The organism is Microbacterium zouquanmingi (genome assembly GCF_052266675.1).
In the GTDB taxonomy this organism is placed as follows: Bacteria; Actinomycetota; Actinomycetes; order Actinomycetales; family Microbacteriaceae; genus Microbacterium.
This window is the reverse complement of sequence record NZ_JBQPRA010000005.1, coordinates 71,233-96,305: the sequence shown is the minus strand read 5'-3', so window position 1 is coordinate 96,305 and position 25,073 is coordinate 71,233. Positions and strand designations below refer to the sequence as shown.

Here is a 25,073-nt window from a genome sequence, read left to right as displayed (position 1 = left end):
TTTCTGAGAGGACAACATCCATGTCGATCACATCCGACGGCGACGTCAAGATCGGGGGCGTCTCGCTGCGCTCCCTGCCGAAGATCTCCCTGCACGACCATCTCGACGGTGCGGTGCGGCCTCAGACGGTCTTCGAGCTCGCACAGCAGATCGGACTCGAGCTTCCGGTGACCTCCGCTGGTGCGCTGGGCGACTGGTTCGGTGCGCAGGCGGATTCCGGGTCCCTGGTGAACTACCTCAAGACGTTCGATCTCACGGTCGGAGTGATGCAGTCTGCGGAGGCACTCACCCGTGTCGCACGTGAGTTCGTCGAAGACCTCGCAGCAGACGGTGTCATCTACGGCGAGGTGCGCTGGGCACCGGAGCAGCACCTGGCTGGAGGACTGTCGCTGGATGACGCTGTCGAAGCAGTGCAGCAGGGGATCGAAGAGGGTGAGGATGCCGTAGACCGGAGCGGTCGCAGCATCCGAGTCGGTCAGATCCTCAGCGCGATGCGCCAGAACGATCGCGCACTCGAGATCGCGGAGCTCGTGCTCGACCACCGCCAAGAGGGCGTCGTCGGATTCGATATCGCAGGTCCCGAAGACGGATTCCCTGCATCCGATCACCGTGAGGCTTTCGAACTGCTGGCGGCGAACTTCATGCCGGTCACCGTGCATGCCGGGGAAGCCGCAGGCCTCGCATCCATCCGCAGCGCGCTGCTCGACGGGCGTGCACTGCGTCTCGGACACGGGGTGCGCCTCGTCTCGGATCTCGAGGTCATGGACCGCGACGGCGAAGAGGTGCAGGTCAAGTTCGGCGACCTCGCGCGCTGGGTGCGTGACCGCGAGATCCCGCTCGAGCTGTCGCCGTCTTCCAACGTTCACACCGGTGCGATCGAGGCCTGGGGAACAGAGCTCGCTGACCACCCCTTCGATCTGCTCTACCAGCTCGGGTTCAACGTCACTGTCAACGTCGACAACCGCACGATGAGTCGCACCTCGCTCACCCGTGAGCTCGCGCTCCTCGTCGATGCTTTCGGTTACGATCTGGATGATCTTGAGACGTTCCAGTTCAATGCCGCCGCGGCGACGTTCCTGCCTGTTGAAGAACGCGAAGAACTCGTCGAGATGATCGCTGAGGGTTTCCAGAACGACTGAGAGCTCCCCTGAGGGTGAGATCCGGAAAGGGAGGGCGTCATGGAGGGGGACAGTCGTCGCCGAAGGCGGGTCACTCATCAGCGCAGGCGCAGACTGAACACGCGGGTTCTGCTGACCGGTGTCGTCGTCGCCGTCCTCGTGCTCGGGGTGTCGTTGACGATCGTCATCTCGACGATTCGCTCGAACTCCGTGCAGGCGGTCACCGCCCAGCCCCCCAAGCCGACCGTGAAACCCACGCCCACGCCCACTCCTCTCTCACCGGTCGAGCAGCTGCTTGCCGATGCGAATGATCCGCTGGCGTGCGCCGTCGTGTTCGCGGGGGAGGGGATCGCCGATGCCCCGATCCTTCAGCACCAGGGCACGCTGTACGCGGCGCTTCCGATTCCCGCGCAGGAAGGCATGGCCTTCGGCGGCTGGTACGCGACTCCGGAGAGCGCCGCAGCCTTCGACCCGGCATCCCGGATCAACGGAGCCGACGAGGTCGTCTGCGAAGACCAGTCGATCGAACTGTTCGGGTCGTGGATGCCTGCCGACCAGAACGCCGCAGCGGGCACCGAGGTGCCGATCCTGATGTACCACCAGTTCACCAGCAGGCCTGAGGGCGAAGACGGCTGGCTGCGCGGCAACTACGCGTATATCGGCGACTTCGACGCGCAGATGAACCACATCGCGACCACCGGCTTCTACATGCCCACCTGGGACGAGCTCAGCGCATTCATCGACGGGCGACTGTACCTCCCACCGCGCTCGGTGATCATCACCGATGATGACGCTGACCAGACGTGGTTCGATCTGGCAGTACCCGTCGTCACCGCTCACAAGGTGCTCACCACCTCGTTCATGATCACGGCCCATCGGCAGGACCCGGCGCCCTCGATCTACGTGCAGCGGCGATCGCACACGCACGACATGCATCAGGCCGGCGCGAACGGCAAGGGCCGAATGGTGAACTGGACGGCGGACGAGATCGCTGCAGACCTGAACATCTCAGGGGACGTGCTCGGCGTGCGCGAGGTGATCGCCTACCCCTACGGTCACTTCAACGACACCGCCCAACAGGGCGTCGCTCAGGCCGGATACGCGATGGCTCGCACGATCGAGCCGGGCACCGTGACCATCGGCACCGACAAGTACGCGTTGCCGGTCGTGCGCATCGACTACGGCATGGGCCTGGATGCGTTGATCAACCGCATCGGGTGATCAGGTATCGGCTGATCAACCGCATCGACCCTCAGCGCTGAAGCAGAGGGGCGAGTGCTTCGGTGACCACAGCTCTCATCTCGTCGTCTGAGATCGTCGGGGTCCCGTCGCCTGACTGCGGACCGTAGTCGCCGAAGGAAGCGTGTGAGGCGCCCTCGATCTCGATGAGTTCGGCGTCCTGGGGGAGTAGGTGCCGTGCATCCGCGATCTTCTCGGGGGTCGAGAGCCTGTCTTCGGTGCCGGCGAGGCTCAACACGGCGAGCGAGTCGCCGGAGAGATCGGTCGCGCAGTACGAGGCGAACAGCACGAGGGTCTCGGCATCGCCCGCGAGCTGGCACGCGCGCACACCGCCCAGCGAATGCCCGCCGACGCCCCAGTTCTCGATCTCGGGCACTGCGGAAGTGAAGGAGTCCAGCCCGCGCAGATCGAAGAATGCCAGATTCAGCCACGGTCTCGTGATGACCACGGTGGTGCCCTCGGCCGCGACGTCCTGAAGGATCGCCACGTACGCCCATGGGTCGACTTTCGCGCCCGGGATGAAGACCAGTCCGGTAGCCGAGCCGCCCTCGCGCGGCGCGAGCACGATGCCCTCCGGGGCATCCGTGATCGTGATCGCTGGATTCGCCTTCGCGTCAGCGAGCGGCTCTGCTGCGGCCTGCATGACACCGATCTGCGTCCAGGCGAGAGTGCCGACGACAGCGACGATCACGACCAGGACGATGCTCCACAGGATCCATCGCAGCAGCCGGCGTTTCTTCTTCATCGCTCCAGGGTACGGGCGACACCGGGATGCGTTGCGAGATATTCCTCGAATGCCTCGGCGCTCGTGCGCGACGGCACGAACCCGAACTCCTCTTTCAGCCGTCGATTCGCCAGCACAGGGCGGTAGCGAAGGAACGGCACCTTCTCCGGCCCATGCGGGGTCAGACGCAGCAGCTGCCCCGCGCGCAGGGCGAACGACAGCATCCATGCGGGAATCGGGAGCAATGGCTTGCCCAGACGCTCGGCGATCTCGGCAACAGTGAGAGCGCCGTCGCCCGCGACGTTGTAGATCCCTGCGGGGCCGTCGGTCGCCGCACGCACCATCGCTCTCGCGACATCGTCCACCCAGATGAAGACGAATGGGGCATCGGATCCTGCGATGCGCAGGATGCGACTGCTGTCCCAGAGCGCGGTGATCTGGTTGCGCACATCGGGGCCGAGGATCGTGCCGATCCGGAAGATCACCTGCTCAAGCTCCGGGTGCGTCTTCCGATACTCGGCGAGCATCTCCTCGACGAGGCGCTTGTGGCGCGAGTACGGGAAGGCGTCATTGCCTCGAACCGGCGTCGTCTCGTCGATCCACTCTGGGCTGTCCGGGTGGTATCCGTAGGCCGCGCCCGAACTGGAGACGACGATTCGCTTCACGCCAGCATCGACGCACGCGGCAAGAATGTTGGCTGAGCCATCAACATCGACGCGGTACTCGAGCGCCACGTCTTTGCCGGGGTTCACGATCGCGGCGAGATGCACGACGGTGTCGATGCGGTGCTCGCGCAGCAGGGGAGCAATGCTCGCGGCATCCGTCACATCCAACGTCACCGGCAGGATGCCGTTTTCTGCGGGCCTGGCGCGCAAGTCGGCGGTGACGACGAGTTCCACGTCAGCGCGCTGGGCGAGGAGCTGTGCGACGTGCGAGCCGAGGAACCCCGCGCCGCCGGTGATCAGCACCCTGGTCACGGGGTGGGCTCAATCGAGGTGCGTCCGGTGGCATCCCCCGTAGGCGATCCCGTGCGCTTGCGCGTGTGCCGCGACCAGAGGCCGGCTACCACGAGACCGGCGATGATGTCCCAGATGCCCCACCAGCCGGCCACGATCGCCATCCCGCCGAGGCCGCCGAAGAAGGCGAAGACCAGCCCGAGTCCCAGACCGGCGTTGCGGATGCCGACTTCGAACGTCATGGCCTTGCGCTCCCTGCTGCCGAGTCCGCCGATGACGGCGGTGCCATAGCCGAGCCCGAGGGCGACGGCGTCGTGCACGGTGACCACCAGCAGCACGATTCCCAGCACGCTGACGAACACCGACCAGTTGCCCACGAGAGCCACGACGATGAAGCCGACGAGCGCGAGCAGGCTGAACCACTTCACGAACGGATGAGCCTTGGCCGCGATCTTCGGCAGCTTCGCTCGCACGAACAGGCCAACGGCGAACGGTAGACCGATGATCAGCACGATCTCCAGCAGCATCTTCAGCGGGTCGAGGGCGACAGCGTGCAGCACCGTTCGCGCCGTCGGGTGCAGAGAGCCCCAGAACGCGATGCTCAGCGGCATGGCGACGATGTAGATCAGGTTGCCGACGGCTGTCAGCGACACCGAGAGCGCGACGTTGCCGCCAGAGCGGTGAGTGAGCACCTGGGAGATGTTGCCCGGAGGGCAGCAGGCCACCAGGATCATTCCCATCGCCATGGAAGCTGTCACCGGGAGTATCAGCGTGAGACCGAAGGTCACCGCAGGAAGCAGCAGAAGCTGCGCGAGGATCGCGATGACGAAGGGCTTGGGGTGCTTGGCGACAACGCGGAAGTCGCTGGGAGAGGTGTCGAGGGCGATGCCCAGCATGATGAGCCCGAGCACGACATTCAGCAGCGTCAGTGACCCAGGGGTGAAGCTGAGGACGACGTCGTCGACGTTCATGCTGCGTCCAGGCTTTCGCGCTCTGCACGGACTGCGCCGCGATATGCGTCCTTGTTGACGTAGTACGACATGCGGTCCAGCGCCAGGTAGCGGTATCCGCCGGTGAGGTCGGGCCATGGCGTGCTGGTTACTCGTGTTCGGAAGCTCTCTGCGCGGGCTGGGTCGTTCTCAACGGCCGCGAGATAGCTCGCCAGCAGTTCTGCCTGCTCGTAGCGACCCTGCCAGCCGAGACCGGATGCCTCGACCATCCCCATCACGTACAGACCGTTGAAGGCTGCGGGGAAGATGTTGAGGAACAGGCGTGGGGACGCACCGTGCCAGGACAGGTGCTCGCGGTCGACGAAGGGGTAGCCGAGCGAGTATCCGGTGGCGAGCAGGATCAGGTCATACTCTCCTGAGCTGCCGTCGCGGAAGTGCACGGTGTGGCCATCGAAGCGGTCGATGTCCGCGCGGATGCGCAGATCGCCCTGACCGAGATGGCCCAGCACCATGGTGTTGACGATCGGGTGCGATTCGTAGATGCGGTAGTCCGGCTTCGGGAAGCCAAAGCGCACCGGGTCTCCCGTGAATGCCTTGAGCACCCGGGAATCCACAGCCTGCTTGAGCCGCCTCGGCAGCGGGCGACCCTGATTCAGGGTGTCACTCGGTCTGCCGAACAGATAGCGGGGGACGAAATAGTACCCTCGCCGGACACTCATGTCGACGGATGCCGCGTGATGCACAGCATCCACGGCGATATCGCAACCGGAGTTGCCCGCACCGATGATGAGCACGCGCTTGCCATCGAGCTGGGCGGCCTTCTTGTAGAAGTGGGTGTGCAGGATCTCTCCCGCGAACTCGCCCGTGAAGGTCGGGGTGTTCGGATCGGCGAGCGTGCCGTTGGCGAGGATCACGCCGCTGTACCAGCGAGTCTGCTCACCTTCCTCGTCGACGGCGGTGAGATTCCATCCGCCCTCGTGCGGCTCCAGACGTGTGACGCGAGTGTCGAAGCGGAACAGCTCGGACAGAGCGAACTTCTCGGCGTACGAACGGAAGTAGTCATGCAGAACCCGATGGCTCGGGTAGTCGACGTCACTGTCCATCGGATACTCGGCGAACTCGGTGGTCGTGCGAGAGGAGATCAGATGCGCCGATTCATACATCGAGCTGCGTGGGTTCGTGATATCCCAGAGGCCTCCGACGTCGTGCGAGGCCTCGAAGCCTTCGACGTCGATTCCCTGCTTCCGCAGTGCGCGCGCTGCTGCCAACCCGGATGGACCTGCGCCGATGACGGCGTATCTGTTCATTTGGTGCTCCCCGCACGACAATGTGCTTGATCTGCGCCCCCCAGCTAATCGACCCTAACTGAAATGTGGCGCGGAGAGTGAATCAGGCGTCGCGCAGCTCGTACTGGCGCGTCACGAATGCCGCGTGCGCGGCATCGAAGAGCGGATGCTCCGGCTCCAGCCCCGTCACCGCAGCGGTCAACGCGTACCCGTCCTCGCTGCGGAGCAGCCGCTGCAGTTCGACGGACTGCTCATCGGAGGGATCATCGAAAGCCAGGGCAGCGCCGACGGCGGCGATCAGCGCATCAGTGCTCAGACCGCGCTCTGCCGCTTGAGTGGCAGGACCGATGAAGCGCTCGTGTCGCGACAGCTTCCGCAACGGCTGGCGGCCGACCCGCTGCACGGTGTCGACCAGCTCAGGATTGCGGAACCGGTCGAGGATCGTCGCCCGGTATGCGGCGAGCTCGGCGGGGTCCAGACCGTGTACTGCCGCAAGCATCGCGGAGGTCTCCTGCAGCGCAGCCTCGACGCGCGAGGCGATCGACGGATCCGCGAGCGCGTCGGAGATGCGCTCGATGCCCGCCAGCGCACCGAAGTACGCCGTAGCCGCATGCCCGGTGTTGACCGTGAAGAGCTTTCGCTCGATATACGGCCCGAGATCATCGACGAAATGCGCACCAGGAATGTTCGGCAGACGACCGGCGAACGGCCCCTGCTCGATCGCCCACTCGAAATACGGCTCCACCGTCACATCGACGCCGCCATCAGCTGGCTGGGCAGGCACGATGCGATCGACGGCGGTGTTCGCGAAGACCGCACGGCCGGCGGCATCCGCGTCGATCTTCTCGATCTCGGCGCGCAGCTGATCTGTCGCGCCGATCGCGTTCTCGCACGCCATGACCTGAAGCGGGTCGAGGTCGGCGGAACGGCGAGCCAGCCCCGCAGCGATCGCCGGGGCGATGAAGCGCAGCACGGTCGGCCCGACGGCACAGGTGACGACGTCGGCTGTCGCGACCTCGTCAGCCACGGCATCCGGGTCCTCCGCGCTGTTTACCGCGCGGTACCCCGTGACGACGCGATCGACACCCCCTGGTCCCGCCTCGTGCACCGTGTAGGAGTCGGTCGAGTTGATGGCGTCCACCAGGGCGCCGGCAACGTCGGAGAAGACGAGGTCATACCCGCCCTCGTGCAGCAGCAGTCCGACGAAGCCGCGCCCGATGTTGCCGGCGCCGAAGTGGACGGCTTTCATGCCTCGTTCACCGCCGATAGGAGTGCGAACAGCTCGTCCGGGGTCTGCGCCGCGTTGAGCTTCGCGACATCATCCTCGTCCGAGAACAGGATCGCGATCTGCGAAAGGATCTCGAGATGCTCATCGCCGCGCCCGGCGATGCCGATCACGAACGTCGCCTGCTCTCCGGCCCAGTCCACGCCACCGTCATAGCGGACCACAGACAGTCCAGAGGCGAGGATCGCCTCTTTGGTCTCGTTCGTGCCGTGGGGGATGGCCAGGCCGTTCCCCATGAACGTCGACACCGTTTCTTCGCGCAGCTTCATCGCGTCGACGTAGGCGGGGGTGACGGCCCCTGCGGCGACGAGGATGTCGGTCGCCTCCTGCAGGGCCTCATCCTGAGTGATGGCGCCAGGGTGGATCCGAACCTGGCCGATTGTGAGGACGCTCATTGCTGTCCCTCCTTCTGAGATTGAACCATCTCGACGACCTCTTCATACTGCGGTGCATTCATGAAGTTGTCGACCGAGATGTGGATCGAGGTCGGGGACTTGTCCTTCGCTCGGTCGGTCAGCTGCTGCTGGGTGATCACGAGATCGGCAGTGCCATCGAGGTTCGCGATCGCCTGGTTGGTGACGTTGACATCGGTGATTCCCGCTTTCTTCAGCTTGTTGCGCAGTACGCTCGCACCCATTGCAGAAGACCCCATTCCCGCGTCGCAGGCGAACACGATGTTCTCGATCGGCGCGGTGGCGACGGCCGTGGCCGTGGCCGTGGTCGCAGGAGCGCTTGCTGATGCCAGGTTCGACAGGTGCTCGGATTTCTTGCCCTTGTTGGCCTCGGTCTGCGCGATCGCGGCACCGAAGGTGTCGCCCTCAGCAGCGAGGTCGCGCTTCCGGGATGACCGCAGGATGATTCCGGTGAGCAGGAAGGTGACCACGGCGGCGATGACGACCGAGAGGTACACGACGAGCAGGTTGCCGACGCCGCCGCCGATCGCTGCCGCCGTCACGGCGATGATGCTGCCGGGAGCTGCAGGGAAGCCAAGTCCGCCGTTCAGCAGCATGTTCGTCGCCACACCAGAGGCGCCACCGGCGATGAGCGCGAGGATCGTCATCGGCTTGCTGAGCGCGTAGGGGAAGTAGATCTCGTGGATGCCACCGAAGAACTGGATGATGGCAGCACCGGGAGCCGAGGCCTTCGCCGCACCCACACCGAAGAACGTGAATGCCATGAGGAGGCCGAGGCCGGGGCCGGGGTTCGCCTCGATGAGGAAGAGGATCGACTTCCCGGTCTCCGCAGCCTGCTCGATGCCGAGCGGGGTGAAGACGCCGTGGTTGATCGCGTTGTTGAGGAAGAGCACCTTCGCGGGCTCCACGATGATAGACACGAGCGGCAGCAACTGCAGGTTGACCAGCCAGTCGACGGCCGTGCCGAGTGCGGCGCTGATGCCGAGCATGACCGGACCGAACGTGAAGAAGCCGACGACGGCGAGGACCATGCCGAGGATGCCGGCGGAGAAGTTGTTGACCAGCATCTCGAAGCCGGCCTTGATCTTGCCGTCCCAGAGCCTGTCCATCTGCTTGGTGATCCAGGCTGCCAGCGGTCCCATGATCATCGCACCCAGGAACATCGGGATGTTGGTTCCGACGATGACGCCCATCGTGGCGATCGTCGCGACCACACCGCCGCGCTCGCCGTAGACCATTCGCCCACCCATGTTCGCGATGAGCAGCGGGAGCAGGTAGGTGATCATCGGGCCGACGAGGCCGACATAGGCGAAGAAGTTGCCTCCGTCGCCCTCGGCGAGCGCGGTCATCGCGCCCTCCCATTGGATCGTGGCAGCGTCGCCGCCACCGCCGATGATCTCAGCGACCGGCGCCCAATGCCAGCCGAAGGGGCTGTCCGCGCCGAAGAATCCGGCGGGTATGAAGAGCATCGTGATGAAGCCCCAGGCGATGAACGCCGCGATGTTCGGCATGATCATGCCGGACAGGAACGTGCCGAAGCGCTGCACCGCGACGCGGGCGCCCCCAGGCTTGGTCGGTGACGTCGTCGTCATGATTTCTTCTCTTTCTGGTGGGGGGAGAGGGCTGCCACGGCATCGGCCACGGCAGTGCGTGCACTTGCTGCGTCATCCGCCGCAAGTGCGATCTCGGCGAGGCTCCGTGCCTCGTCGAGGGTGCGCTCGGAGAGCGCGAGCCGAACATCGGCCAGGGCCGCCGGCGCCATCGACAGGCTCGTGGCGCCCAGGCCGACCAGGACGACAGCCAGCAGAGGGTCTGCGGCAGCCTCACCGCAAACGCCTACCGGCTTACTCGCGCGGGCGCCGGCAGCGCCCACCTCGCCGACCAGCCGCAGTACGGCGGGGTGCCACGGGTCCTGAAGGTTCGCGACCGAACCGAGCATGCGGTCGGCTGCCATCGTGTATTGGGTGAGGTCGTTCGTGCCGATCGAAGCGAAATCAGTGTGCGCGAGCACTCGGTCGGCGAGCAGGGCGCTCGCCGGAATCTCGACCATGACGCCGGCAGTCTTGATCCCGTACTCTCTGGCGAGAGAGGTGAAGTACTTCGTCTCCTCGACTGTTGCCACCATCGGCGCCATGACCCACAGATCGGCGGCGGTTGCGGCATCTGCCTCGGCGAGGGCAGTGAGCTGCTCGCGAAGAATGTCTTCGCTTGCCCGCAGCGAGCGAAGACCTCGCAGGCCCAGGGCAGGGTTCTCCTCGTGCGCGTCGTTCAAGAACGCGAGCGGCTTGTCGGCTCCGGCGTCGAGCATGCGCACGACGACCTTCTTGCCGGGGAATGCTTCGAGCAGCTCCGTGTATGCCGTGCGCTGCTCTGCGATGGTCGGCGCCTGCGCTGACGAGAGGAAGAGGAACTCGGTGCGGAACAGGCCAACGCCTTCGGCGCCGCGGGCTACCGCATCGGCAGCGTCGGCGGGCTTGCCGAGATTAGCGAGCAGAGCGATCGCGGTGCCGTCCGCGAGTGCGCCGGGCGAGGGCGGAGCGTCGATCGACGCTGCGCGCTCGGCAGCGCGGGCGGCAGCCCGCGTGAGCTGCTCGGCAGAAGGATCGGTCGTGACTGCGCCCGCCGCGGCATCCACGATCACCGTCTGGCCATTGTGGAGCGAGGCGGCGTCGGCGGCCCCCACGACGGCGACGATGCCCTTCTCTCTCGCGAGGATGGCGGTGTGCGAGGTCGGTCCTCCATCGGAGGTGACCAGAGCGAGTACCTGCTCGAGGTTCAACAGCGCGGTGTCGGCGGGGGCCAGATCGCGCGCGATCAGCACGAACGGATGGCCGGGGTCGGGGACGCCAGGTGCGGCCACGCCACGCAGGTGCGCGAGAACACGCTGGGCGATGTCGTCAAGGTCTGCGGCGCGCTCGCCGAGGTATCCGCCGACGGCCTCGAGAGTGGCTTTGAAGCCCTCGAACGCGTCATAGACAGCCCATTCGGCGGTGCCGCCGTCATCGAGGCGTGCGTCGACTTCGTCCTGCAGCGTGGGGTCCTCGGCGATCATCGCCTGCGCCTCAAGGACCTCTTGCGCCGATCCTCCGGCAGACTCGCCGCGCTGCATCAGCTCCGCGGCGACAGCAGCGACTGCCTCGCGCGCACGTGCCCGCTCGGCATCGGCACCCGCGGTGCTCGACGTCTTGTCGGGGGCAGGCAGAGCCTCCGCCATGCGGACGACCGGTCCCTGAGCGACGCCCAGACCGATACCGACTCCTCGCAGCTCGGTCATGCCGTCTCCTGGTCATGATCGGTGGTGAGCAGCTCAGTCAGAGCATCCAGCACTGCCTCGGCGCCTTCGCCGTCTGCCGTCAGCGTCACGTAGTCACCGTGCTCAACTGCCAGTGCGATGACGCCGAGGATGCTGGCGGCATTGACTGCTTTGCCGTCGCCCTTTGCGATCGTGACGGGAATGCCGGATTCCTTCGCAGCCTGTGCGAAGAGCTTCGCCGGCCTGGCGTGCAGTCCGTGGGAGGAGCCGATGCGGACAGTGCGTGAGATCTCGGTCATGATCTTCCTTTCGCGGTGGATTTCGCGGGGGATGGGGAATCGCTTGTGGCGCCGGACAGAGCCGCCTCGGCGATCGAGAGCGTCTGAGTGCCCTCCCGATCGCGGAAGACATCGTCGGGGAGGAGCGCGATCTGTGCGGTGGTGGCGCTTCGGATCACATCGACGCGATCGGCGAGATGGGGGCCGATGAGTACGAGATCCGCATGCGCCGCACTCACGCTCGTCTCTGCTCCCGCCGAGGTCTGCCAGTCCAGGCCGGCCAGCATCGCCGCGCGCCGCAGACGCTGAGCGACGAAAGTGCTCGACGCTCCCGCGCCGCACACCACCAGGATCTTCATTGATTCCACCTCTTTCGCCCGCCTCCGCAAGGCTCTCTTCATTCTGGGAAACAGCTGGGAGTGTTGCCACCACGTTCTCTTCCGCCCCTGCGGAACATGCGCTTCCGCCCCAGGCGGGTGCAGTGCTGGCATCATGGGTCACATGTCGCGACAGCGCCAGGACCGGCTCCTGCAGACCCTGCTCCGACAGGACGAGTGGGCAACCGCCGCCAGCCTCGCCGATCTGCTGGGGGTGACACCGCGCAGCATCCGCTCCTATGTCGCAGCTCTCAACACCCGTGTGCCCGAGGCGGATGCCGTCGAGTCCAGCCCCGCGGGCTATCGCCCTGGTCCCGGAGCGCACGATGCCCTCCGCACGCGCGCGGCGGGGGAGTCGGCGCCGCGGGATCGCCTGCACTCCCTGGTGCGCATGCTGTTGGATGCCTCGGACGGCATCGATGTCTACGAGACCGCCGATGCCATGCACGTCAGTGAGGCGACGCTCGAAGCCGACCTCGCCAGGGTGCGCGGGCTTCTCGACGGCATGGATCTGAGTCTGGAGCGCGACCGAGAGCGGGCTCGGCTGCGCGGGTCAGAGGTCGCGCAGCGCCGCCTCCTCAGTCGCCTCGCCCATGACGAGATGGATGCCGGGTCCTTCCATCCGGAGAGCATCCGCCGCGCCCTCACCGGAACAGCCGTCGCCGCACACGCTGTCGCTCCGTTCAAGACCGCTCTCGTACGTGAGCTGAGTGCCCTCGGCTATTACGTGAACGAGCTGGCGATCTCTGACGTGCTGCTGCACATTGCGATCGCTGCGGACCGCGTCTCTGCAGGGCGGGCCCTGGAGGCCTCGCCCGGCGGAACCTGGGAGGAGATTCCCAAGTTGGGTGCGGTGATCAGCGACCTGGCGTCCGAGCACTTCGGCGTCTCGCTGCGCGGCGGCGACAGCGCCCATCTCGCAACGCTGGTGCTCACTCGCGCGATCGCGCCAGGGCAGGACGCCGCAGCCGACGCCGTGCGCAGCGGCGTGGAACCGGCGATCGAAGGGGCAGTGCGCGCCGAGATCGTGCAGGCAGCCGTCGACTATCAGGTCGATCTGATCGACGAGAAATTCATCCTCCGACTCGCTCTACACGTGCAGAACCTGCTGCGCCGTGCACAGGAGCAGGCGTGGAGCCGCAACCCGCTCACGCGCTCGTTGAAGGCGTCGTATCCGATGATCTTCGAGGTTGCGGTCTCGATCGCGAGCGGACTGCACGACCGGCTGGGCGTTCCCATCCACGACGATGAGATCGCCTACATCGCGATGCACATCGGTGGCAGGCTCGAGCGCAGCCGCAAAGCCGAGTCGATCCTCACGGCGACGATCGTGTGCCCCGGCTACTACGAACTGCACGAACTGCTGCGATCGAGCGTCGACCGCTCGCTCGGCACCTCCGTCGAGGTGACCGGTGTGGTCACCACCGTCGACCCCGACTGGGCGAGTATCGATACCGACCTCGTCCTCACCACGATCGACCCCGGTGCCAGTGGCGAGCACTACGTGCGCATCCAGCCGTTCCTCACCGATGCCGATGTCGAGCGGGTATCGCAGGCCGCCGCACGCATCCGGCGCGCACGGCGGCTGAACCGGCTGCGCGCAGAACTCGCCCGCTACTTCTCGCCGGGCGCGTTCGTGCGCCCGCTCCCCGACGAGGGCGAAGAGGCCATCATCCGGCGGCTCGGCGGGATGCTGAGCGCATCCGGTCTGATCGGTGACGATTACATCGAGAACACCATCGCCAGAGAGCAGATGTCCTCGACCGCTTTCACCGATGCGTTCGCCGTGCCGCACGCGCTGCAGATGACCGCCGAGCGCACAGCCATCGCCATCGGCGTGGCAGACGGTTCGGTCGCCTGGGGCGACGGACGGGTTCAGGTCGTCGCGCTCGCCGCCTTCAGCGAGAGCGACCGAGCAGCGTTCCAGACCGTGTTCGAGCAGCTGGTCGAGGTCTTCAGCGAGCGCGAGAGCGTGCAGCGCATCGTTCGGCGCGGAACCACGTTCGAAGCGTTCCTCGACGAACTCGTCGCCGTCATCGACGGCTGAGTCAGCGCTCGGTCAGCTCCGGGGTGGGAGCAAGCACGGCAACCAGGTCGTCCAGCAGCGCGTCTGAGCCCGGTGCATCCGCGACCTGCAGTACGACCTCGTCGCCGAGCTCCAGCGCGAGGTCCATGACGGCCAGCACACTGGTGAGATCCGTTTCGCGACCATCGGCGACGCGCAGCGTCACTGTGGGCGCATGTCCCTGTGCCAGACGCACCAATTCGGCGACTGGCCGGGCATGCGCGCCACCCTGCGCGCTGATGGTCACGGTTCGGATGAGCATATGGCGATGCTAGCCGTGCTCAGGTGATGAGGGCGATAACCGCCCTGCTGTCAGGATCGCTCCTCCAGCAGCGCTCTGACCCCCGCCTCGGCTTCAGCGACGGTCTCGGTCGCCTCAGCCGCCGATGCCGCCTGCGCGTCGATGTACACCTTGAGCTTGGGTTCGGTGCCGCTGGGGCGGACGATGACACGGGTGCCGCCGGTGAGACGGTACCGCAGCACATCACCGGAGGGGAGACGTGGCGCAGCCTGGAGCAGGTCTTCGACCGCCTCCACCTGTGCGCTGCCGATGTGCGTGGGCGGAAGCGTGCGCAGCGACAGCATCACCTTGCCGATGATCGACAGGTCATCCACGCGCACAGACACCTGGCCGCTTGCGAAGTGCCCGTAGGTCTCGCCCAGCTGAGCCAGCTGGTCAGCCAGAGTCTCTCCGCGCTCGCGCGCCTCGGCTGCGAGCCCGAGCACGGCGACGGCCGCGGAGATGCCGTCTTTGTCGCGGACGGTCTCGGGGTTCACGAGATACCCGAGCGCCTCTTCGAAGCCGAAGACCATCCCCGGTGCGCGGGAGATCCATTTGAAGCCGGTCAGCGTCTCGTGGAAGTCGAGGTCGTGGTGCGCGGCGATCGCACCGAGACCGGGGGAGGAGACCAGTGAGCACGCCAGTGACGCACCGGCTGTCCCTTCGGCTGCGCGTGCGGCACGTGCGCCCAGCAGCAGCCCGATCTCGTTGCCGGTGAGCCGTCGCCAACCGCCCTTCGCGGACTCATCGGGGATCGCCACCGCCAGGCGGTCAGCATCCGGGTCATTGGCGAGGATGAAATCCGCGCGCGTTCGGCGACCCGCAGCGAATGCGAGATCCATCGCACCGGGTTCTTCGGGGTTGGGGAACGCGACGGTGCGGAACGTCGCATCGGGGTTCAGCTGCTCGCCCACCGTCTTCGGGCGCGGGTAGCCCGCCGCATCGATGATGCGCGCGAACGTCTCCCACCCGACTCCGTGCATGGCCGTGTAGACCCAGGTGAGTCCACGAGCCGCCGCCGGAGCGGGGGCGATGGCCGCCGTCGCGGCGACGTACGCCTCGATGACGTCCTCAGCGGCTATCTCGTACTGTGTGGAACGCGGAAGGATGCCGATGTCTCCGGCTTCCGCTACGCGCTCGATGTACGAGGCGATCTCGGCGTCCGCAGGCGACACGATCTGCGATCCGTCCTCCGCGCCGCCGAGGTAGACCTTGTACCCGTTGTCATTGGGCGGGTTGTGGCTCGCGGTCACCATGATGCCGGCATCGGCGCCGAGATGACGCACGGCGAACGCCAACACCGGTGTCGGGAGCAGTCGGGGCAGCAGAATCGCCTTCAGACCGGCACCTGCGAAGATCTCGGCGGAGTCCTGAGCGAACCGGCGCGAGTTCCGCCGGCCGTCGTAGCCGATCACCACTGTGGGAGTCTGCCCCTGCGCGCGTCTGTGCAGGTACGCGGCGAACCCCGCAGCCGCCTGCGAGACGAGCACGCGGTTCATCCGGTTGCTGCCGGCACCGAGCGCGCCGCGCAGTCCCGCGGTGCCGAAGGCGAGACGGGTACGGAAGCGGTCGTCGAGGTCGTGACATGCGGTCTCATCTCCTGAGGCTGCACGGGTGATGAGACCGGCGAGCTCGTCGCGGGTCTCGGCATCCGGATCCTGGCGGAGCCAGGCCCGCGCCTGCGCGAGCCGAGCGTCAACGGCGTCGCCGATGCTCACAGCGCCTCCACCACGCGTGCGAGCAGCGCCGAGATCACCGGCTCCGCTTCCTTGCCTGCCTCGATGACCTCTGCGTGGCTCAGCGGCGTCTTCTGGATGCCGGCGGCGAGGTTCGTGATCAGCGAGAAGCCGAGCACCTCCATGCCTGCTTCGCGTGCGGCGATCGCTTCGAGTGCCGTCGACATTCCGACGATGTCGCCGCCGATGATCTTCGCCATCTGCACTTCTGCAGGGGTCTCGTAGTGCGGGCCGCGGAACTGGGTGTACACGCCCTCATCGAGCGAAGGGTCGATCGTATGAGCGATGTCGCGCAGACGCTTCGAGTAGAGATCCGTGAGGTCGACGAAGGTCGCGCCCTCGAGAGGGGAGTCGGCGGTGAGGTTGATGTGATCGCTGATGAGCACTGGCTGGCCGGGCTTCCAGGTCTCGCGGATGCCGCCGGCGCCGTTGGTGAGCACCATGATCGCGGCACCGGTGGCCGCGGCGGTGCGGACGCTGTGGACGACCCGGCGGACGCCGTGGTCCTCGTAGTAGTGGGTGCGCGCACCGATCACGAGGACGTTCTTGCCCTCTGGCGTGCGGATGCTGCGCAGAGTGCCGACGTGGCCCTCGAGGGCGGGCTTGGAGAAGCCGGCGACCTCGGTTGCGGGGACGGTGGCGACGGTCTCGCCGATGAGCTCTGCGGCGCGGCCCCAGCCGCTGCCGAGCGTGAGGGCGATGTCATGCTTCTCGACGCCGGTGAGCCGGGCGATGTCTGCCGCGGCGCGGGCTGCGATCTCGAACGGGTCTGCGTCCGGAACGTCGAGGGGATTGATGTGGATCTCGGTCATGCATCCCACTCTATGGAAGGTGGCACCTGCTCAGCGAGGATTGCGGGAGAATAGAAGCCATGTCTTCGACTCCTTTTGAGCGCACTCAGCGTGTTGCTGTCCTCGGCGGCGGCCCCGGCGGATACGAGGCGGCCCTGGCCGCCGCTCAGCTCGGAGCAGAGGTGACCCTCGTCGAGCGAGTGGGTGTCGGCGGATCCGCCGTGCTGACCGATGTCGTCCCGTCCAAGAGTCTCATCGCCACGGCCGATGCCGCAGTCGCGATCGCAGAGGCCAGCGACCTCGGTGTGCAGTTCTATGCCAAGGGTTCGAATGGTCGACCGCTCAAGCCTGAGATCGCGATCAACCTCGCCGCGGTCAACAAGCGTCTGCTCGCTCTGGCTGGCCAGCAGTCAGAGGACATGCGCTCCACGCTGCTCGAGTCCGGTGTGCGCATTCTCTCCGGCCACGGACGTCTTGAAGGACCGAACGCGATCGTCGTCTCGACCGGCGTCGGCGGCACGGACTTCGACCGCATCGAGGCCGACACGATCGTCGTCTCGGTGGGCGCATCGCCGCGCGAGCTCGATTCTGCGAAGCCCGATGGCGAGCGCATCCTCACCTGGACTCAGCTTTACGACATGAAGGCTCTGCCGGAGCACCTCATCGTGGTCGGCTCTGGAGTCACCGGTGCGGAGTTCGCATCCGCCTACATGAACCTCGGCGCGAAGGTGACGCTGATCTCCAGCCGCGATCAGGTTCTCCCCGGCGAGGATCCCGATGCCGCTCACGTGCTGGAGAACGTCTTCACCAGAGGCGGAATGACCGTGCTGTCGAAGTCCCGTGCGAACACGGTCGAGCGCACCGAGGCCGGTGTGCTCGTCACGCTGTCCGACGGGCGCACAGTCGAGGGCAGCCACTGCCTGATGGCGGTCGGGTCGATTCCGAACACTGCAGACATCGGGCTCGAAGAGGCCGGAGTCGAGCTGACCGAGTCCGGCCACGTGCGGGTCAACAAGGTCGCGCGCACCTCTGTGCCGAACATCTACGCTGCGGGCGACTGCACGAACTTCTTCCCGCTGGCATCCGTGGCATCCATGCAGGGCCGCACCGCCGTGTTCCACGCACTCGGCGACATCGTCATCCCGCTCGAGAAGGTCAAGATCACCTCGAACATCTTCACCGCTCCCGAGATCGCAACCGTCGGCTGGGGTGAGAAGGACCTCGAGCAGATGGACGGGCTGGTGTACAAGCTGCCGCTCGCCGCGAACCCGCGGGCGAAGATGATGGGCATCAAGGACGGCTTCGTGAAGATCATCGCCCGCAAGGGCTCCGGAACCGTGATCGGTGGAGTGATCGTCGCGCCGAAGGCATCCGAGCTGATCTATCCGCTCGCCGTCGCCGTCGAGCGTCGCCTGACGGTCGACCAGGTCTCGCGCGTCTTCGCCGCGTACCCCTCGCTGTCGTCGAGCATCACGGATGCCTCTCGCGCGATGCACCTGGTGAACATCTCGTAACGTGCGCCCCCGTCTTCGGCGCCGAGACCCCTTCTTCGCGCCGAGACCCCATGCTGCCGACGTCGGCAGCAAGGGGTCTCGGCGGTAAGTGGGGGTCTCGTGGTCTAGGAGATGGTCTAGGAGATGGTCTAGGAGATGGTGAGAAGCTGGTGCCCGGCGGAGACCGTGGCGCCAGGGGCCGCACTGATGCTGCCGATGACGCCGTCCTTGTGCGCCTGCAGCGGCTGCTCCATCTTCATCGCTTCGAGGACGACGACCAGATCGCCCTTGACGACCTGCTGTCCTTCCTCGACAGCGACCTTGACGATCGTGGCCTGCATGGGCGACTTCACGGCGTCGCCGGATGCTCCGGCTGACGCGGTCATGGAGTGGCTCCTGCGCGACGGGGGAACAGCCGCCGGGCGGCCGGTGGTGCCGGCGGCGACCGTCACGCGGTCGGGCAGGCTCACCTCGAGGCGCTTGCCGGCGACCTCGACGACCACGGTGTGGCGGGTCTCCGTCGCGGTCGGCTCTTCGAGCTCGCCGTCCCAGGCCGGGATGTCGTTGTCGAACTCCGTCTCGATCCAGCGGGTGAAGATGCCGAAATTGCCGTCTTCCGCGGTGAATGCGGCATCCCGAACGACCTTGCGGTGGAAGGGCAGGACCGTGGGGAGTCCTGCGACCTCGAACTCATCGAGCGCACGGCGCGCGCGCTCGAGAGCCTCGGCACGGTCGCGCCCGGTGACGATGATCTTCGCCAGCAGCGAGTCGAACGCACCTGAGACGGAATCGCCGGCGGTCACGCCGGAGTCGAGACGGATGCCGGGACCGCCGAAGGTCTTGAAGATGTGGATCGGGCCGGGCTGGGGGAGGAACCCGCGACCGGGGTCCTCGCCGTTGATGCGGAACTCGAAGGAGTGCCCCTGCGGCTTCGGGTCGTCGTAGTCGATCGTTCCGCCTGCGGCGATGCGGAACTGTTCGCGCACGAGGTCGATGCCGGTGACCTCTTCAGAGACCGGGTGCTCGACCTGCAGGCGGGTGTTCACCTCGAGGAACGACACCGTGCCGTCTGCGCCGATGAGGAACTCGCAGGTTCCGGCGCCGACGTAGCCGACCTCTTTCAGGATGGCCTTGGATGCTGTGTACAGCTGCGCGTTCTGCTCCTCGGTGAGGAACGGTGCCGGTGCCTCTTCGACGAGCTTCTGGTGGCGGCGCTGAAGCGAGCAGTCGCGCGTGGAGATCACGACGACGTTGCCCTCGGCATCCGCCAGGCACTGGGTCTCGACGTGACGCGGCTTGTCGAGGTACTTCTCGACGAAGCACTCGCCGCGGCCGAAGGCTGCGACAGCCTCACGAGTGGCCGACTCGAAGAGCTCTGCGACCTCATCGAGCTCGCGGGCGACCTTGAGGCCGCGACCGCCGCCGCCGTACGCAGCCTTGATCGCGATCGGAAGACCGTGCTCCTTGGCGAAAGCGATGACCTCGTCTGCTGTTTCGACGGGCCCTGGCGTGCCGGGCGCGAGTGGCGCGCCGACCTTCTCAGCGACGTGGCGCGCGGTGACCTTGTCTCCGAGCGACTCGATCGCCTCGGGGGACGGACCGATCCAGATCATGCCCGCGCCGATCACGGCGCGAGCGAAGTCGGCGTTCTCGGCGAGGAATCCGTAGCCGGGGTGCACCGCGTCGGCTCCTGAGCGTCGCGCGATCGAGAGGATCTTGTCGATCTGCAGATAGGTCGATGCGCTCGTGTCGCCCTCGAGCGAGTACGCCTCGTCGGCGAGGCGCGAGTGCAGTGCATCACGGTCCTGCTCGGCGTAGACGGCGACCGAGGAGATTCCGGAATCGCGGGCGGCACGGATGATGCGTACGGCGATCTCACCGCGGTTGGCGATGAGCACCTTGTCGATGGGCATGAGTGTCAGCCTAGCGAGAAGAAGCTCGATAATTTTGAGCAGTATCGACAAGAAATGCAGAAAAACGTAGCGGAATGTCTATGACTGCTGCGTGGACCACAGATCTGTCCACGACACGTCGAGCTGGCGAGCGAGACGGCGGATGGTGGACAGCGACATGCCCACCACGGTGGAGGGGTCGCCCTCGACCCGGGTGATGAATGCTCCGCCGAGGCTGTCGACGGTGAAGGCGCCGGCAACGTGCAGCGGCTCCCCGCTCGCCACATAGGCGGCGATCTCGTCGTCGGTGATGTCGTCGGCGAAAGTGACGGATGCTTCGGCCACAGCCGTCGCCTCTCGCAGTTCACGGCCCGGCTGGATGCGGAAGACCGAATGTCCAGAGTGCAGCACGCCAGTGGCACCGCGCATCTCGCGCCAGCGCCTGGCCGCCTCCGCCTCGGTGTAGGGCTTGCCGAAGACGCGGCCGCCGAGCGCGAACATCGAGTCGCCGCCGATCACGATGCCATCGAAAGCAGGATCCTCATCACGAAGACTCTGCGCGACATCGGCGGCTTTGGCACGTGCGAGCAGCAGCACCAGTTCGTCAGGCGGGAGGTCTGCTCCTCGGGCCGTGACGGCCTCTGCGGTGACCGCTTCCTCATCTGTCCTCGGTGCGTGCGTGAGCGGTTCGATCCCCACCTGGCGCAGCAGCATCAGACGGGCGGGAGAGGTGGAGGCGAGACAGACCTGCATAGCGACCACGGTATCGCTCTGGGAACCGTATCCTCGAAGGATGGCCTCTTCCGCACCCGCATCGCTCGATCTCGACATCACCGGTATCGCTCACGGCGGCACGTTCATCGCTCGACACGAAGGGCGGGTGGTCTTCGTCTCGGATGCCATCCCCGGGGAGCGGGTGCGCGCGCGGGTCACCGACAACGCGAAGTCGTCGTTCTGGCGCGCTGAGACGATTGAAGTGCTGGAGGCCTCGCCGCACCGCCGCGCACATATCTGGCCCGAGGCCGATATGTCGCACGATCCCGAAGAGCGCGCGGGAGGCGCGGATCTCGGTCACATTGATCTCGAGCACCAGCGCGTGCTCAAGAAGCAGGTGCTCTCCGAGGCGCTGGACAAGTTCGCAGGAGAAGGGCTGGAGGCGCCGTCGGTCAGTGCAATCGATGACACCGATGGCACGGGGTGGCGCACACGTGTGTCGCTGCACGTCGATGCCGATGGAATCGTGGGCCCCTATGCGGCGCGCAGCCACCGCGTGGTTCCGGTCTCGTCGCACCCGCTGGCGCGCCCGACAGTGGCAGCCGAGGCACTGTCGCTGCGGAACGCCAAGCCCGGTCGCATCGACCTGGTCGAATCCTCGGATGGCACCGTGCACGTGCTGCGGCGCCCCGAACGCGGCAAGCGTCCGGCGCCGCAGGTCATCGTCGAGCGCGTCGGAGGCCGCTCGTTCCAGGTGGATGCTGACGGATTCTGGCAGGTGCATCAGGGAGCGGCAGCGATTCTCGATTCTGCGATCAGGACGGCGCTCGCCGGTCGCGTCGATTCGAATGCCACCCACTTCGACCTCTACGGAGGCGTCGGCCTGCTGGCCTCCTCACTGGCCGCTGCTGGCGCCACCGACATCGTGACCGTCGAGTCCAGCGCGCGCGCCACAGCTCACGCCCGTGAGAACCTTGCGGACTTCGGGGCCGCTGCCGTGACCGCGCGGGTGGATCGCTATCTTGCGTCGCTCTCCGATGGCGCTCAGGCCGGGACCATCGTGCTCGACCCGCCGCGTGCGGGTGCGGGACGCGCGGTCGTCGAAGGCGTGCACGCACTGAACCCGGATGCCGTCGTGTACGTCGCCTGCGACCCTGTCGCGCTCGCACGCGACCTCGGCACGTTCCGTCAGCTCGGCTGGAATGTGGAGTCGCTGGAGGCGTTCGATCTCTTCCCGCATTCCCACCACTTCGAGACCATTGCGCTTCTGAGTCGGTGATCGTTCAGCAGATCGATAGCATGGTGCCATGAGCACGGTCGCACTCATCGACGATCACGAGTCTGTTCGGCTCGGGTTGGAGCTCGCGTGCGAGCGCGCCGACAGCGGAACGGTCGTCTTCTCGGGGAGTACGGTCGGGGCGTACCTGAGCTGGCGGACCACTGTTGGCGCCTCACCGGCCGACGTGGTCGTGCTCGATCTGACGCTCGGTGACGGCACCACGGTGACTGAGAACGTCACAGCGCTCGTCTCCGACGGCGCAAGTGTCGTCATCCACAGTGTCGCCGACCGTCCTGCGGCTGTGCGCGAGGCGCTCGCGGCAGGCGCGGCAGGGGTGGTGAGCAAGTCATCCGCCCTTGACGACGTGCTGGACGCGATCCGCACTGTCGCACGCGGCGAAGCGCTGAACAACGTGGAATGGGCCAGCGCAGTCGAAGGTGACCGCGAGTTCGCTGACGCGCAGCTGTCGGTCCGTGAACGCGACGTGTTGCGCCTGTATGCCACAGGGCTCCCGCTCAAGGCGGTCGCTGAACGACTCGGTGTTGCGTATTCGACAGCCAAAGAGAACATCACGCGAGTGCGCGTGAAGTACGTCGAGGTCGGAAGACCGGCTCCGACGAAGGTTGATCTGCTCCGTCGTGCCATGGAGGACGGCATTGTCGCCCCAGACGGGGCTGCCAGTGCCCGCTGACGCCGCGCTGCAGGCCGCGTGGGGACGAATACCGTCACCGAGCGCGGCCGAGACGGAGTTCGAACGCTTCACGCGCAAGCGGATGGAACGCATCCTGGCGATCGTCGCGGCGATCGGGTCAGCGATTCTCGGTGTACAGGCGCTGCTGGCGGCGATCGGCGGACTCAAAGACGGCGCATCCGGCGTGCAGGTCACGCTCTTGCTCGTCGTGTACATCTCGCTGGCCGCGATGCTCGTCTCCTGTGTGCTCGGACGCGGCGTGCGCGTGTGCGCAGGCGCATTCGCGATCATCTACCTCATTGCCCTCGCGGCGTGGCCGATCGTGACTGCGGCAGGTTCGGATAGCCAAGGCCAGCCGTGGATCTTCTTCCTGGTGAACGTCGGCGTCGTCGCTGCGATGTTGGCCTTCCCGTTGAAGGTGCAGATGCTCTGGGCTCTCGGTCTGCCGTTGGTGTACGGCTATGTGCGCCTGGTCGAGGGCGGTTTCCGCGGCTCCTATTGGACGACGACGGCCTTCGATGTCTCGTTCACGATCATCCTTGGATTCGTGATCGTCTCGCTCGGCTGGATGTTCCGGGCGGTCGCGGTCGGCGTCGACAGCGCACGCGGCAGCGCCGTCGCGTCGTATACCTCGGTCGCAGCAGGAGTCGCCGCCGAGGAGGAGCGCGTCGCGATGGCAGCGCTCATGCACGACAGCGTGCTTGCCGCCCTCATCGCTGCAGAGCGCGCCGATTCCGATCGCGCGAGGGACCTTGCCGTGGCGATGGCGCGCGAGGCACTGACGCGACTGGCGAACACCGAAGCCGTCGTCGCCCAGGAGGGCAGCGATGATCCGATCGGGACGGCGCTGATCGTCGCCGAGCTGCGACGCGCGCTGTCCGAACGCGGCGCGGACGCGATCGTGGAGGAGCGGGGAACGGCGGGACTGATTCCCGGCCGGGCTGCGCGAGCGATTGTGCTCGCCGCCCGCCAGGCCATCGGGAACGCGATCGAACACGCGGCCGGCCGTGGTCTGCACGTGGTGGTGGACGGACGTGGTGACGACGGGCTTGCGGTGACCATCCTGGATACGGGCGCAGGCTTCGATCTCGACGCCATCGGCGAAGACCGCCTGGGGATTCGCGCGTCGATGATCGCGCGCATGGCCGCTGTCGCGGGAAGCGTGTCGATCGATTCCACAGGCGCCGGAACGTATATCGTTCTCGAGTGGGAGAGCGCATGAATCGTTCCGTGCGCAGCGTTGCCACCGGGCTCGCCGTGGGGTTCGCGATCTACTTCGCAGCCAGAGCGGCGTGGTGGACGGTGCAGCCGGCCGAACCTCTCGTGATGGGCGCGGCGATTCTGCTGTACCTGGTGGTGATGATCGCCACTGTCCTCGTCGACGTACAGGGCACCGTTCGGATGCCGGGGTGGCTCGGGACGGTTGCGATCGTGGCGAGCGCTGGCATCCCGTTCATGGTGGGGGCCGCGATGCTCGTTCGCGACCGAACCGCGCCGTTCGCCACCTGGTACATCGGTGCGCTGGGCCTTCTCGCTGTGATCTGCATCGTGCGCCGACGGCCGGTGATCGGGTGGCTCGTTCTGCTCGCGCTCACCGCTTCGACAGCAGTGCAGCTCGGACTGCTTACCGCTCTCGAACTCGGACTTGTCGGCTCCATCATGTGGACCGTGGTCGCGCAGCTGCTCGTGCTGTTCTGGGATCGTGCAGTCCGTGACACAGAGCATCTCGCCGAGATCCAGCGCGCGGTCTCCGTGTGGCATGCCACGCAGCTGGTGCGTCAGCGCGAACGGAGAATCAGAGTGAAGTACGCGCTGAGTGTCGCAGGTCCCGTGCTGACGAAGACTGTCGCGGCGCAGGGGCGCTTGACAGAAGAAGAGCGTCTGGAGGCCCGTCTTGCCGAAGGACGATTGCGCGACGAGCTGCGCGGGGCGAGCCTGCTCAACGATGCCGTGCGCGAAGCCATCCAGCGCGTCAGGCTCCGCGGTATCGCAGTGACCGTGTTCGACGAGGGCGGGTTCGATGAACTCGACGAGAAGCGTCGGGACGAGATCAGGGATGAGCTCGCCGACGTGATCGCTCAGGCCGACGCCGAGCGCTTGATCATCCGTGCCGCGCGCGACAACCGCACTGCGGTAACCGTGGTCGGACGCACGGGAACAGGCGATTCTTCAGACGAGGACACCGTCGGCTTGTGGAAAGAGATCCCACGAGAGCGGTAAGCGCACTGCGAATAAGAAGGGCGAGGGGCGACG

Annotated in this window: 23 protein-coding genes; 8 read left to right on the top strand and 15 right to left on the bottom strand. The window is 66.4% G+C overall.

Features of this window, described 5'->3' with window-relative positions:
• Nucleotides 1–20 precede the first annotated feature (20 nt).
• On the top strand, nt 21–1,139 hold the full coding sequence (locus tag ACTU6V_RS12985) for an adenosine deaminase (RefSeq protein WP_443468947.1): 1,119 nt from the start codon (nt 21–23) through the stop codon (nt 1,137–1,139).
• A gap of 39 nt (nt 1,140–1,178) precedes the next feature.
• Nucleotides 1,179–2,339: a polysaccharide deacetylase family protein gene (locus ACTU6V_RS12980; protein WP_443475785.1), complete on the top strand. Its 1,161-nt coding sequence runs from the start codon at nt 1,179–1,181 to the stop codon at nt 2,337–2,339.
• 31 nt (nt 2,340–2,370) lie between these two features.
• On the opposite strand, the gene ACTU6V_RS12975 is transcribed toward ACTU6V_RS12980, so the two are convergent.
• The 10 genes from ACTU6V_RS12975 to ACTU6V_RS12930 all read right to left on the bottom strand — a co-directional run bounded on the left by ACTU6V_RS12975 (nt 2,371) and on the right by ACTU6V_RS12930 (nt 11,861).
• Nucleotides 2,371–3,102 carry an alpha/beta hydrolase gene (locus ACTU6V_RS12975; RefSeq protein WP_443475784.1) on the bottom strand — a complete coding sequence of 244 codons (732 nt, stop codon included), beginning with the start codon at nt 3,100–3,102 and terminating at the stop codon, nt 2,371–2,373.
• Nucleotides 3,099–4,058 carry an SDR family oxidoreductase gene (locus ACTU6V_RS12970; RefSeq protein ID WP_443475783.1) on the bottom strand — a complete coding sequence of 320 codons (960 nt, stop codon included), beginning with the start codon at nt 4,056–4,058 and terminating at the stop codon, nt 3,099–3,101. Before ACTU6V_RS12970 ends, ACTU6V_RS12975 begins: the two co-directional genes overlap by 4 nt.
• Entirely contained in the window at nt 4,055–5,008 is a 954-nt protein-coding gene (locus tag ACTU6V_RS12965; RefSeq protein WP_443475782.1) for a bile acid:sodium symporter family protein, read from the bottom strand. The genes ACTU6V_RS12970 and ACTU6V_RS12965 overlap by 4 nt, the downstream gene beginning before the upstream one ends.
• Nucleotides 5,005–6,294 carry a flavin-containing monooxygenase gene (locus ACTU6V_RS12960; RefSeq protein WP_443475781.1) on the bottom strand — a complete coding sequence of 430 codons (1,290 nt, stop codon included), beginning with the start codon at nt 6,292–6,294 and terminating at the stop codon, nt 5,005–5,007. Before ACTU6V_RS12960 ends, ACTU6V_RS12965 begins: the two co-directional genes overlap by 4 nt.
• Before the next feature lie 82 nt (nt 6,295–6,376).
• On the bottom strand, nt 6,377–7,522 hold the full coding sequence (locus ACTU6V_RS12955; protein WP_443475780.1) for a mannitol-1-phosphate 5-dehydrogenase: 1,146 nt from the start codon (nt 7,520–7,522) through the stop codon (nt 6,377–6,379).
• The gene (locus ACTU6V_RS12950; protein ID WP_443475779.1) at nt 7,519–7,953 is read right to left on the bottom strand and encodes a PTS mannitol transporter subunit IIA; all 435 of its coding nucleotides are present in this window, start codon (nt 7,951–7,953) and stop codon (nt 7,519–7,521) included. Before ACTU6V_RS12950 ends, ACTU6V_RS12955 begins: the two co-directional genes overlap by 4 nt.
• Complete coding sequence (locus ACTU6V_RS12945) at nt 7,950–9,563, bottom strand: PTS mannitol transporter subunit IIBC (RefSeq protein WP_443475778.1); 1,614 nt, start codon at nt 9,561–9,563, stop codon at nt 7,950–7,952. Before ACTU6V_RS12945 ends, ACTU6V_RS12950 begins: the two co-directional genes overlap by 4 nt.
• Nucleotides 9,560–11,245 (bottom strand): phosphoenolpyruvate--protein phosphotransferase, encoded by a 1,686-nt coding sequence (gene ptsP, locus ACTU6V_RS12940; protein WP_443468938.1) that lies wholly within the window; start codon nt 11,243–11,245, stop codon nt 9,560–9,562. The genes ACTU6V_RS12945 and ptsP overlap by 4 nt, the downstream gene beginning before the upstream one ends.
• Nucleotides 11,242–11,523 (bottom strand): HPr family phosphocarrier protein, encoded by a 282-nt coding sequence (locus ACTU6V_RS12935; RefSeq protein WP_417510719.1) that lies wholly within the window; start codon nt 11,521–11,523, stop codon nt 11,242–11,244. Before ACTU6V_RS12935 ends, ptsP begins: the two co-directional genes overlap by 4 nt.
• Nucleotides 11,520–11,861 (bottom strand): PTS sugar transporter subunit IIB, encoded by a 342-nt coding sequence (locus ACTU6V_RS12930; protein ID WP_443468937.1) that lies wholly within the window; start codon nt 11,859–11,861, stop codon nt 11,520–11,522. The genes ACTU6V_RS12935 and ACTU6V_RS12930 overlap by 4 nt, the downstream gene beginning before the upstream one ends.
• A gap of 142 nt (nt 11,862–12,003) precedes the next feature.
• Here ACTU6V_RS12930 and ACTU6V_RS12925 point away from each other — a divergent pair, with 142 nt between their 5' ends.
• Nucleotides 12,004–13,926: a BglG family transcription antiterminator gene (locus ACTU6V_RS12925; protein WP_443468936.1), complete on the top strand. Its 1,923-nt coding sequence runs from the start codon at nt 12,004–12,006 to the stop codon at nt 13,924–13,926.
• A 1-nt stretch (nt 13,927) separates the two neighbouring features.
• Here the strand turns inward: ACTU6V_RS12925 and ACTU6V_RS12920 are convergent, their stop codons facing one another.
• The 3 genes from ACTU6V_RS12920 to ACTU6V_RS12910 are packed head-to-tail and all read right to left on the bottom strand — an operon-like array spanning nt 13,928 to nt 16,772.
• Nucleotides 13,928–14,206, bottom strand: coding sequence for an HPr family phosphocarrier protein (locus ACTU6V_RS12920; RefSeq protein WP_443475777.1), 279 nt, complete (start codon nt 14,204–14,206; stop codon nt 13,928–13,930).
• Nucleotides 14,207–14,256: 50 nt separating this feature from the next.
• On the bottom strand, nt 14,257–15,942 hold the full coding sequence (locus tag ACTU6V_RS12915; RefSeq protein WP_443475776.1) for a phospho-sugar mutase: 1,686 nt from the start codon (nt 15,940–15,942) through the stop codon (nt 14,257–14,259).
• Nucleotides 15,939–16,772, bottom strand: a complete 834-nt coding sequence (locus ACTU6V_RS12910) for a purine-nucleoside phosphorylase (protein ID WP_443475775.1) — start codon at nt 16,770–16,772, stop codon at nt 15,939–15,941. Before ACTU6V_RS12910 ends, ACTU6V_RS12915 begins: the two co-directional genes overlap by 4 nt.
• A 59-nt stretch (nt 16,773–16,831) precedes the next feature.
• Here ACTU6V_RS12910 and ACTU6V_RS12905 point away from each other — a divergent pair, with 59 nt between their 5' ends.
• Nucleotides 16,832–18,265, top strand: coding sequence for an NAD(P)H-quinone dehydrogenase (locus ACTU6V_RS12905; RefSeq protein WP_443475774.1), 1,434 nt, complete (start codon nt 16,832–16,834; stop codon nt 18,263–18,265).
• 128 nt (nt 18,266–18,393) lie between these two features.
• Here the strand turns inward: ACTU6V_RS12905 and ACTU6V_RS12900 are convergent, their stop codons facing one another.
• Both ACTU6V_RS12900 and ACTU6V_RS12895 read right to left on the bottom strand, forming a co-directional pair.
• Nucleotides 18,394–20,157: an acetyl/propionyl/methylcrotonyl-CoA carboxylase subunit alpha gene (locus tag ACTU6V_RS12900; RefSeq protein WP_443475773.1), complete on the bottom strand. Its 1,764-nt coding sequence runs from the start codon at nt 20,155–20,157 to the stop codon at nt 18,394–18,396.
• Nucleotides 20,158–20,235: 78 nt separating this feature from the next.
• The gene (locus tag ACTU6V_RS12895; RefSeq protein WP_443475772.1) at nt 20,236–20,889 is read right to left on the bottom strand and encodes a Maf family protein; all 654 of its coding nucleotides are present in this window, start codon (nt 20,887–20,889) and stop codon (nt 20,236–20,238) included.
• Nucleotides 20,890–20,929: 40 nt separating this feature from the next.
• On the opposite strand from ACTU6V_RS12895, the gene ACTU6V_RS12890 reads away from it, so the two are divergent.
• The 4 genes from ACTU6V_RS12890 to ACTU6V_RS12875 are packed head-to-tail and all read left to right on the top strand — an operon-like array spanning nt 20,930 to nt 25,040.
• A complete protein-coding gene (locus ACTU6V_RS12890) occupies nt 20,930–22,129 on the top strand; it encodes a class I SAM-dependent RNA methyltransferase (RefSeq protein WP_443468929.1) in 1,200 nt (399 codons plus the stop codon).
• A gap of 28 nt (nt 22,130–22,157) precedes the next feature.
• A complete protein-coding gene (locus tag ACTU6V_RS12885) occupies nt 22,158–22,820 on the top strand; it encodes a response regulator (protein WP_443468928.1) in 663 nt (220 codons plus the stop codon).
• On the top strand, nt 22,786–24,042 hold the full coding sequence (locus tag ACTU6V_RS12880; protein ID WP_443475771.1) for a sensor histidine kinase: 1,257 nt from the start codon (nt 22,786–22,788) through the stop codon (nt 24,040–24,042). Before ACTU6V_RS12885 ends, ACTU6V_RS12880 begins: the two co-directional genes overlap by 35 nt.
• Nucleotides 24,039–25,040 carry a hypothetical protein gene (locus tag ACTU6V_RS12875; protein ID WP_443468926.1) on the top strand — a complete coding sequence of 334 codons (1,002 nt, stop codon included), beginning with the start codon at nt 24,039–24,041 and terminating at the stop codon, nt 25,038–25,040. The genes ACTU6V_RS12880 and ACTU6V_RS12875 overlap by 4 nt, the downstream gene beginning before the upstream one ends.
• The last annotated feature ends 33 nt before the right edge of the window (nt 25,041–25,073 follow it).

Coding starts and splice junctions, on each gene's coding strand:
- ACTU6V_RS12985 (WP_443468947.1), top strand. CDS start 21: ATGTCGATCACATCCGACGGCGACGTCAAGATCGGGGGCGTCTCGCTG.
- ACTU6V_RS12980 (WP_443475785.1), top strand. CDS start 1,179: ATGGAGGGGGACAGTCGTCGCCGAAGGCGGGTCACTCATCAGCGCAGG.
- ACTU6V_RS12975 (WP_443475784.1), bottom strand. CDS start 3,102: ATGAAGAAGAAACGCCGGCTGCTGCGATGGATCCTGTGGAGCATCGTC.
- ACTU6V_RS12965 (WP_443475782.1), bottom strand. CDS start 5,008: ATGAACGTCGACGACGTCGTCCTCAGCTTCACCCCTGGGTCACTGACG.
- ACTU6V_RS12960 (WP_443475781.1), bottom strand. CDS start 6,294: ATGAACAGATACGCCGTCATCGGCGCAGGTCCATCCGGGTTGGCAGCA.
- ACTU6V_RS12955 (WP_443475780.1), bottom strand. CDS start 7,522: ATGAAAGCCGTCCACTTCGGCGCCGGCAACATCGGGCGCGGCTTCGTC.
- ACTU6V_RS12950 (WP_443475779.1), bottom strand. CDS start 7,953: ATGAGCGTCCTCACAATCGGCCAGGTTCGGATCCACCCTGGCGCCATC.
- ACTU6V_RS12945 (WP_443475778.1), bottom strand. CDS start 9,563: ATGACGACGACGTCACCGACCAAGCCTGGGGGCGCCCGCGTCGCGGTG.
- ptsP (WP_443468938.1), bottom strand. CDS start 11,245: ATGACCGAGCTGCGAGGAGTCGGTATCGGTCTGGGCGTCGCTCAGGGA.
- ACTU6V_RS12935 (WP_417510719.1), bottom strand. CDS start 11,523: ATGACCGAGATCTCACGCACTGTCCGCATCGGCTCCTCCCACGGACTG.
- ACTU6V_RS12930 (WP_443468937.1), bottom strand. CDS start 11,861: ATGAAGATCCTGGTGGTGTGCGGCGCGGGAGCGTCGAGCACTTTCGTC.
- ACTU6V_RS12925 (WP_443468936.1), top strand. CDS start 12,004: ATGTCGCGACAGCGCCAGGACCGGCTCCTGCAGACCCTGCTCCGACAG.
- ACTU6V_RS12920 (WP_443475777.1), bottom strand. CDS start 14,206: ATGCTCATCCGAACCGTGACCATCAGCGCGCAGGGTGGCGCGCATGCC.
- ACTU6V_RS12910 (WP_443475775.1), bottom strand. CDS start 16,772: ATGACCGAGATCCACATCAATCCCCTCGACGTTCCGGACGCAGACCCG.
- ACTU6V_RS12905 (WP_443475774.1), top strand. CDS start 16,832: ATGTCTTCGACTCCTTTTGAGCGCACTCAGCGTGTTGCTGTCCTCGGC.
- ACTU6V_RS12900 (WP_443475773.1), bottom strand. CDS start 20,157: ATGCCCATCGACAAGGTGCTCATCGCCAACCGCGGTGAGATCGCCGTA.
- ACTU6V_RS12895 (WP_443475772.1), bottom strand. CDS start 20,889: ATGCAGGTCTGTCTCGCCTCCACCTCTCCCGCCCGTCTGATGCTGCTG.
- ACTU6V_RS12890 (WP_443468929.1), top strand. CDS start 20,930: ATGGCCTCTTCCGCACCCGCATCGCTCGATCTCGACATCACCGGTATC.
- ACTU6V_RS12885 (WP_443468928.1), top strand. CDS start 22,158: ATGAGCACGGTCGCACTCATCGACGATCACGAGTCTGTTCGGCTCGGG.
- ACTU6V_RS12875 (WP_443468926.1), top strand. CDS start 24,039: ATGAATCGTTCCGTGCGCAGCGTTGCCACCGGGCTCGCCGTGGGGTTC.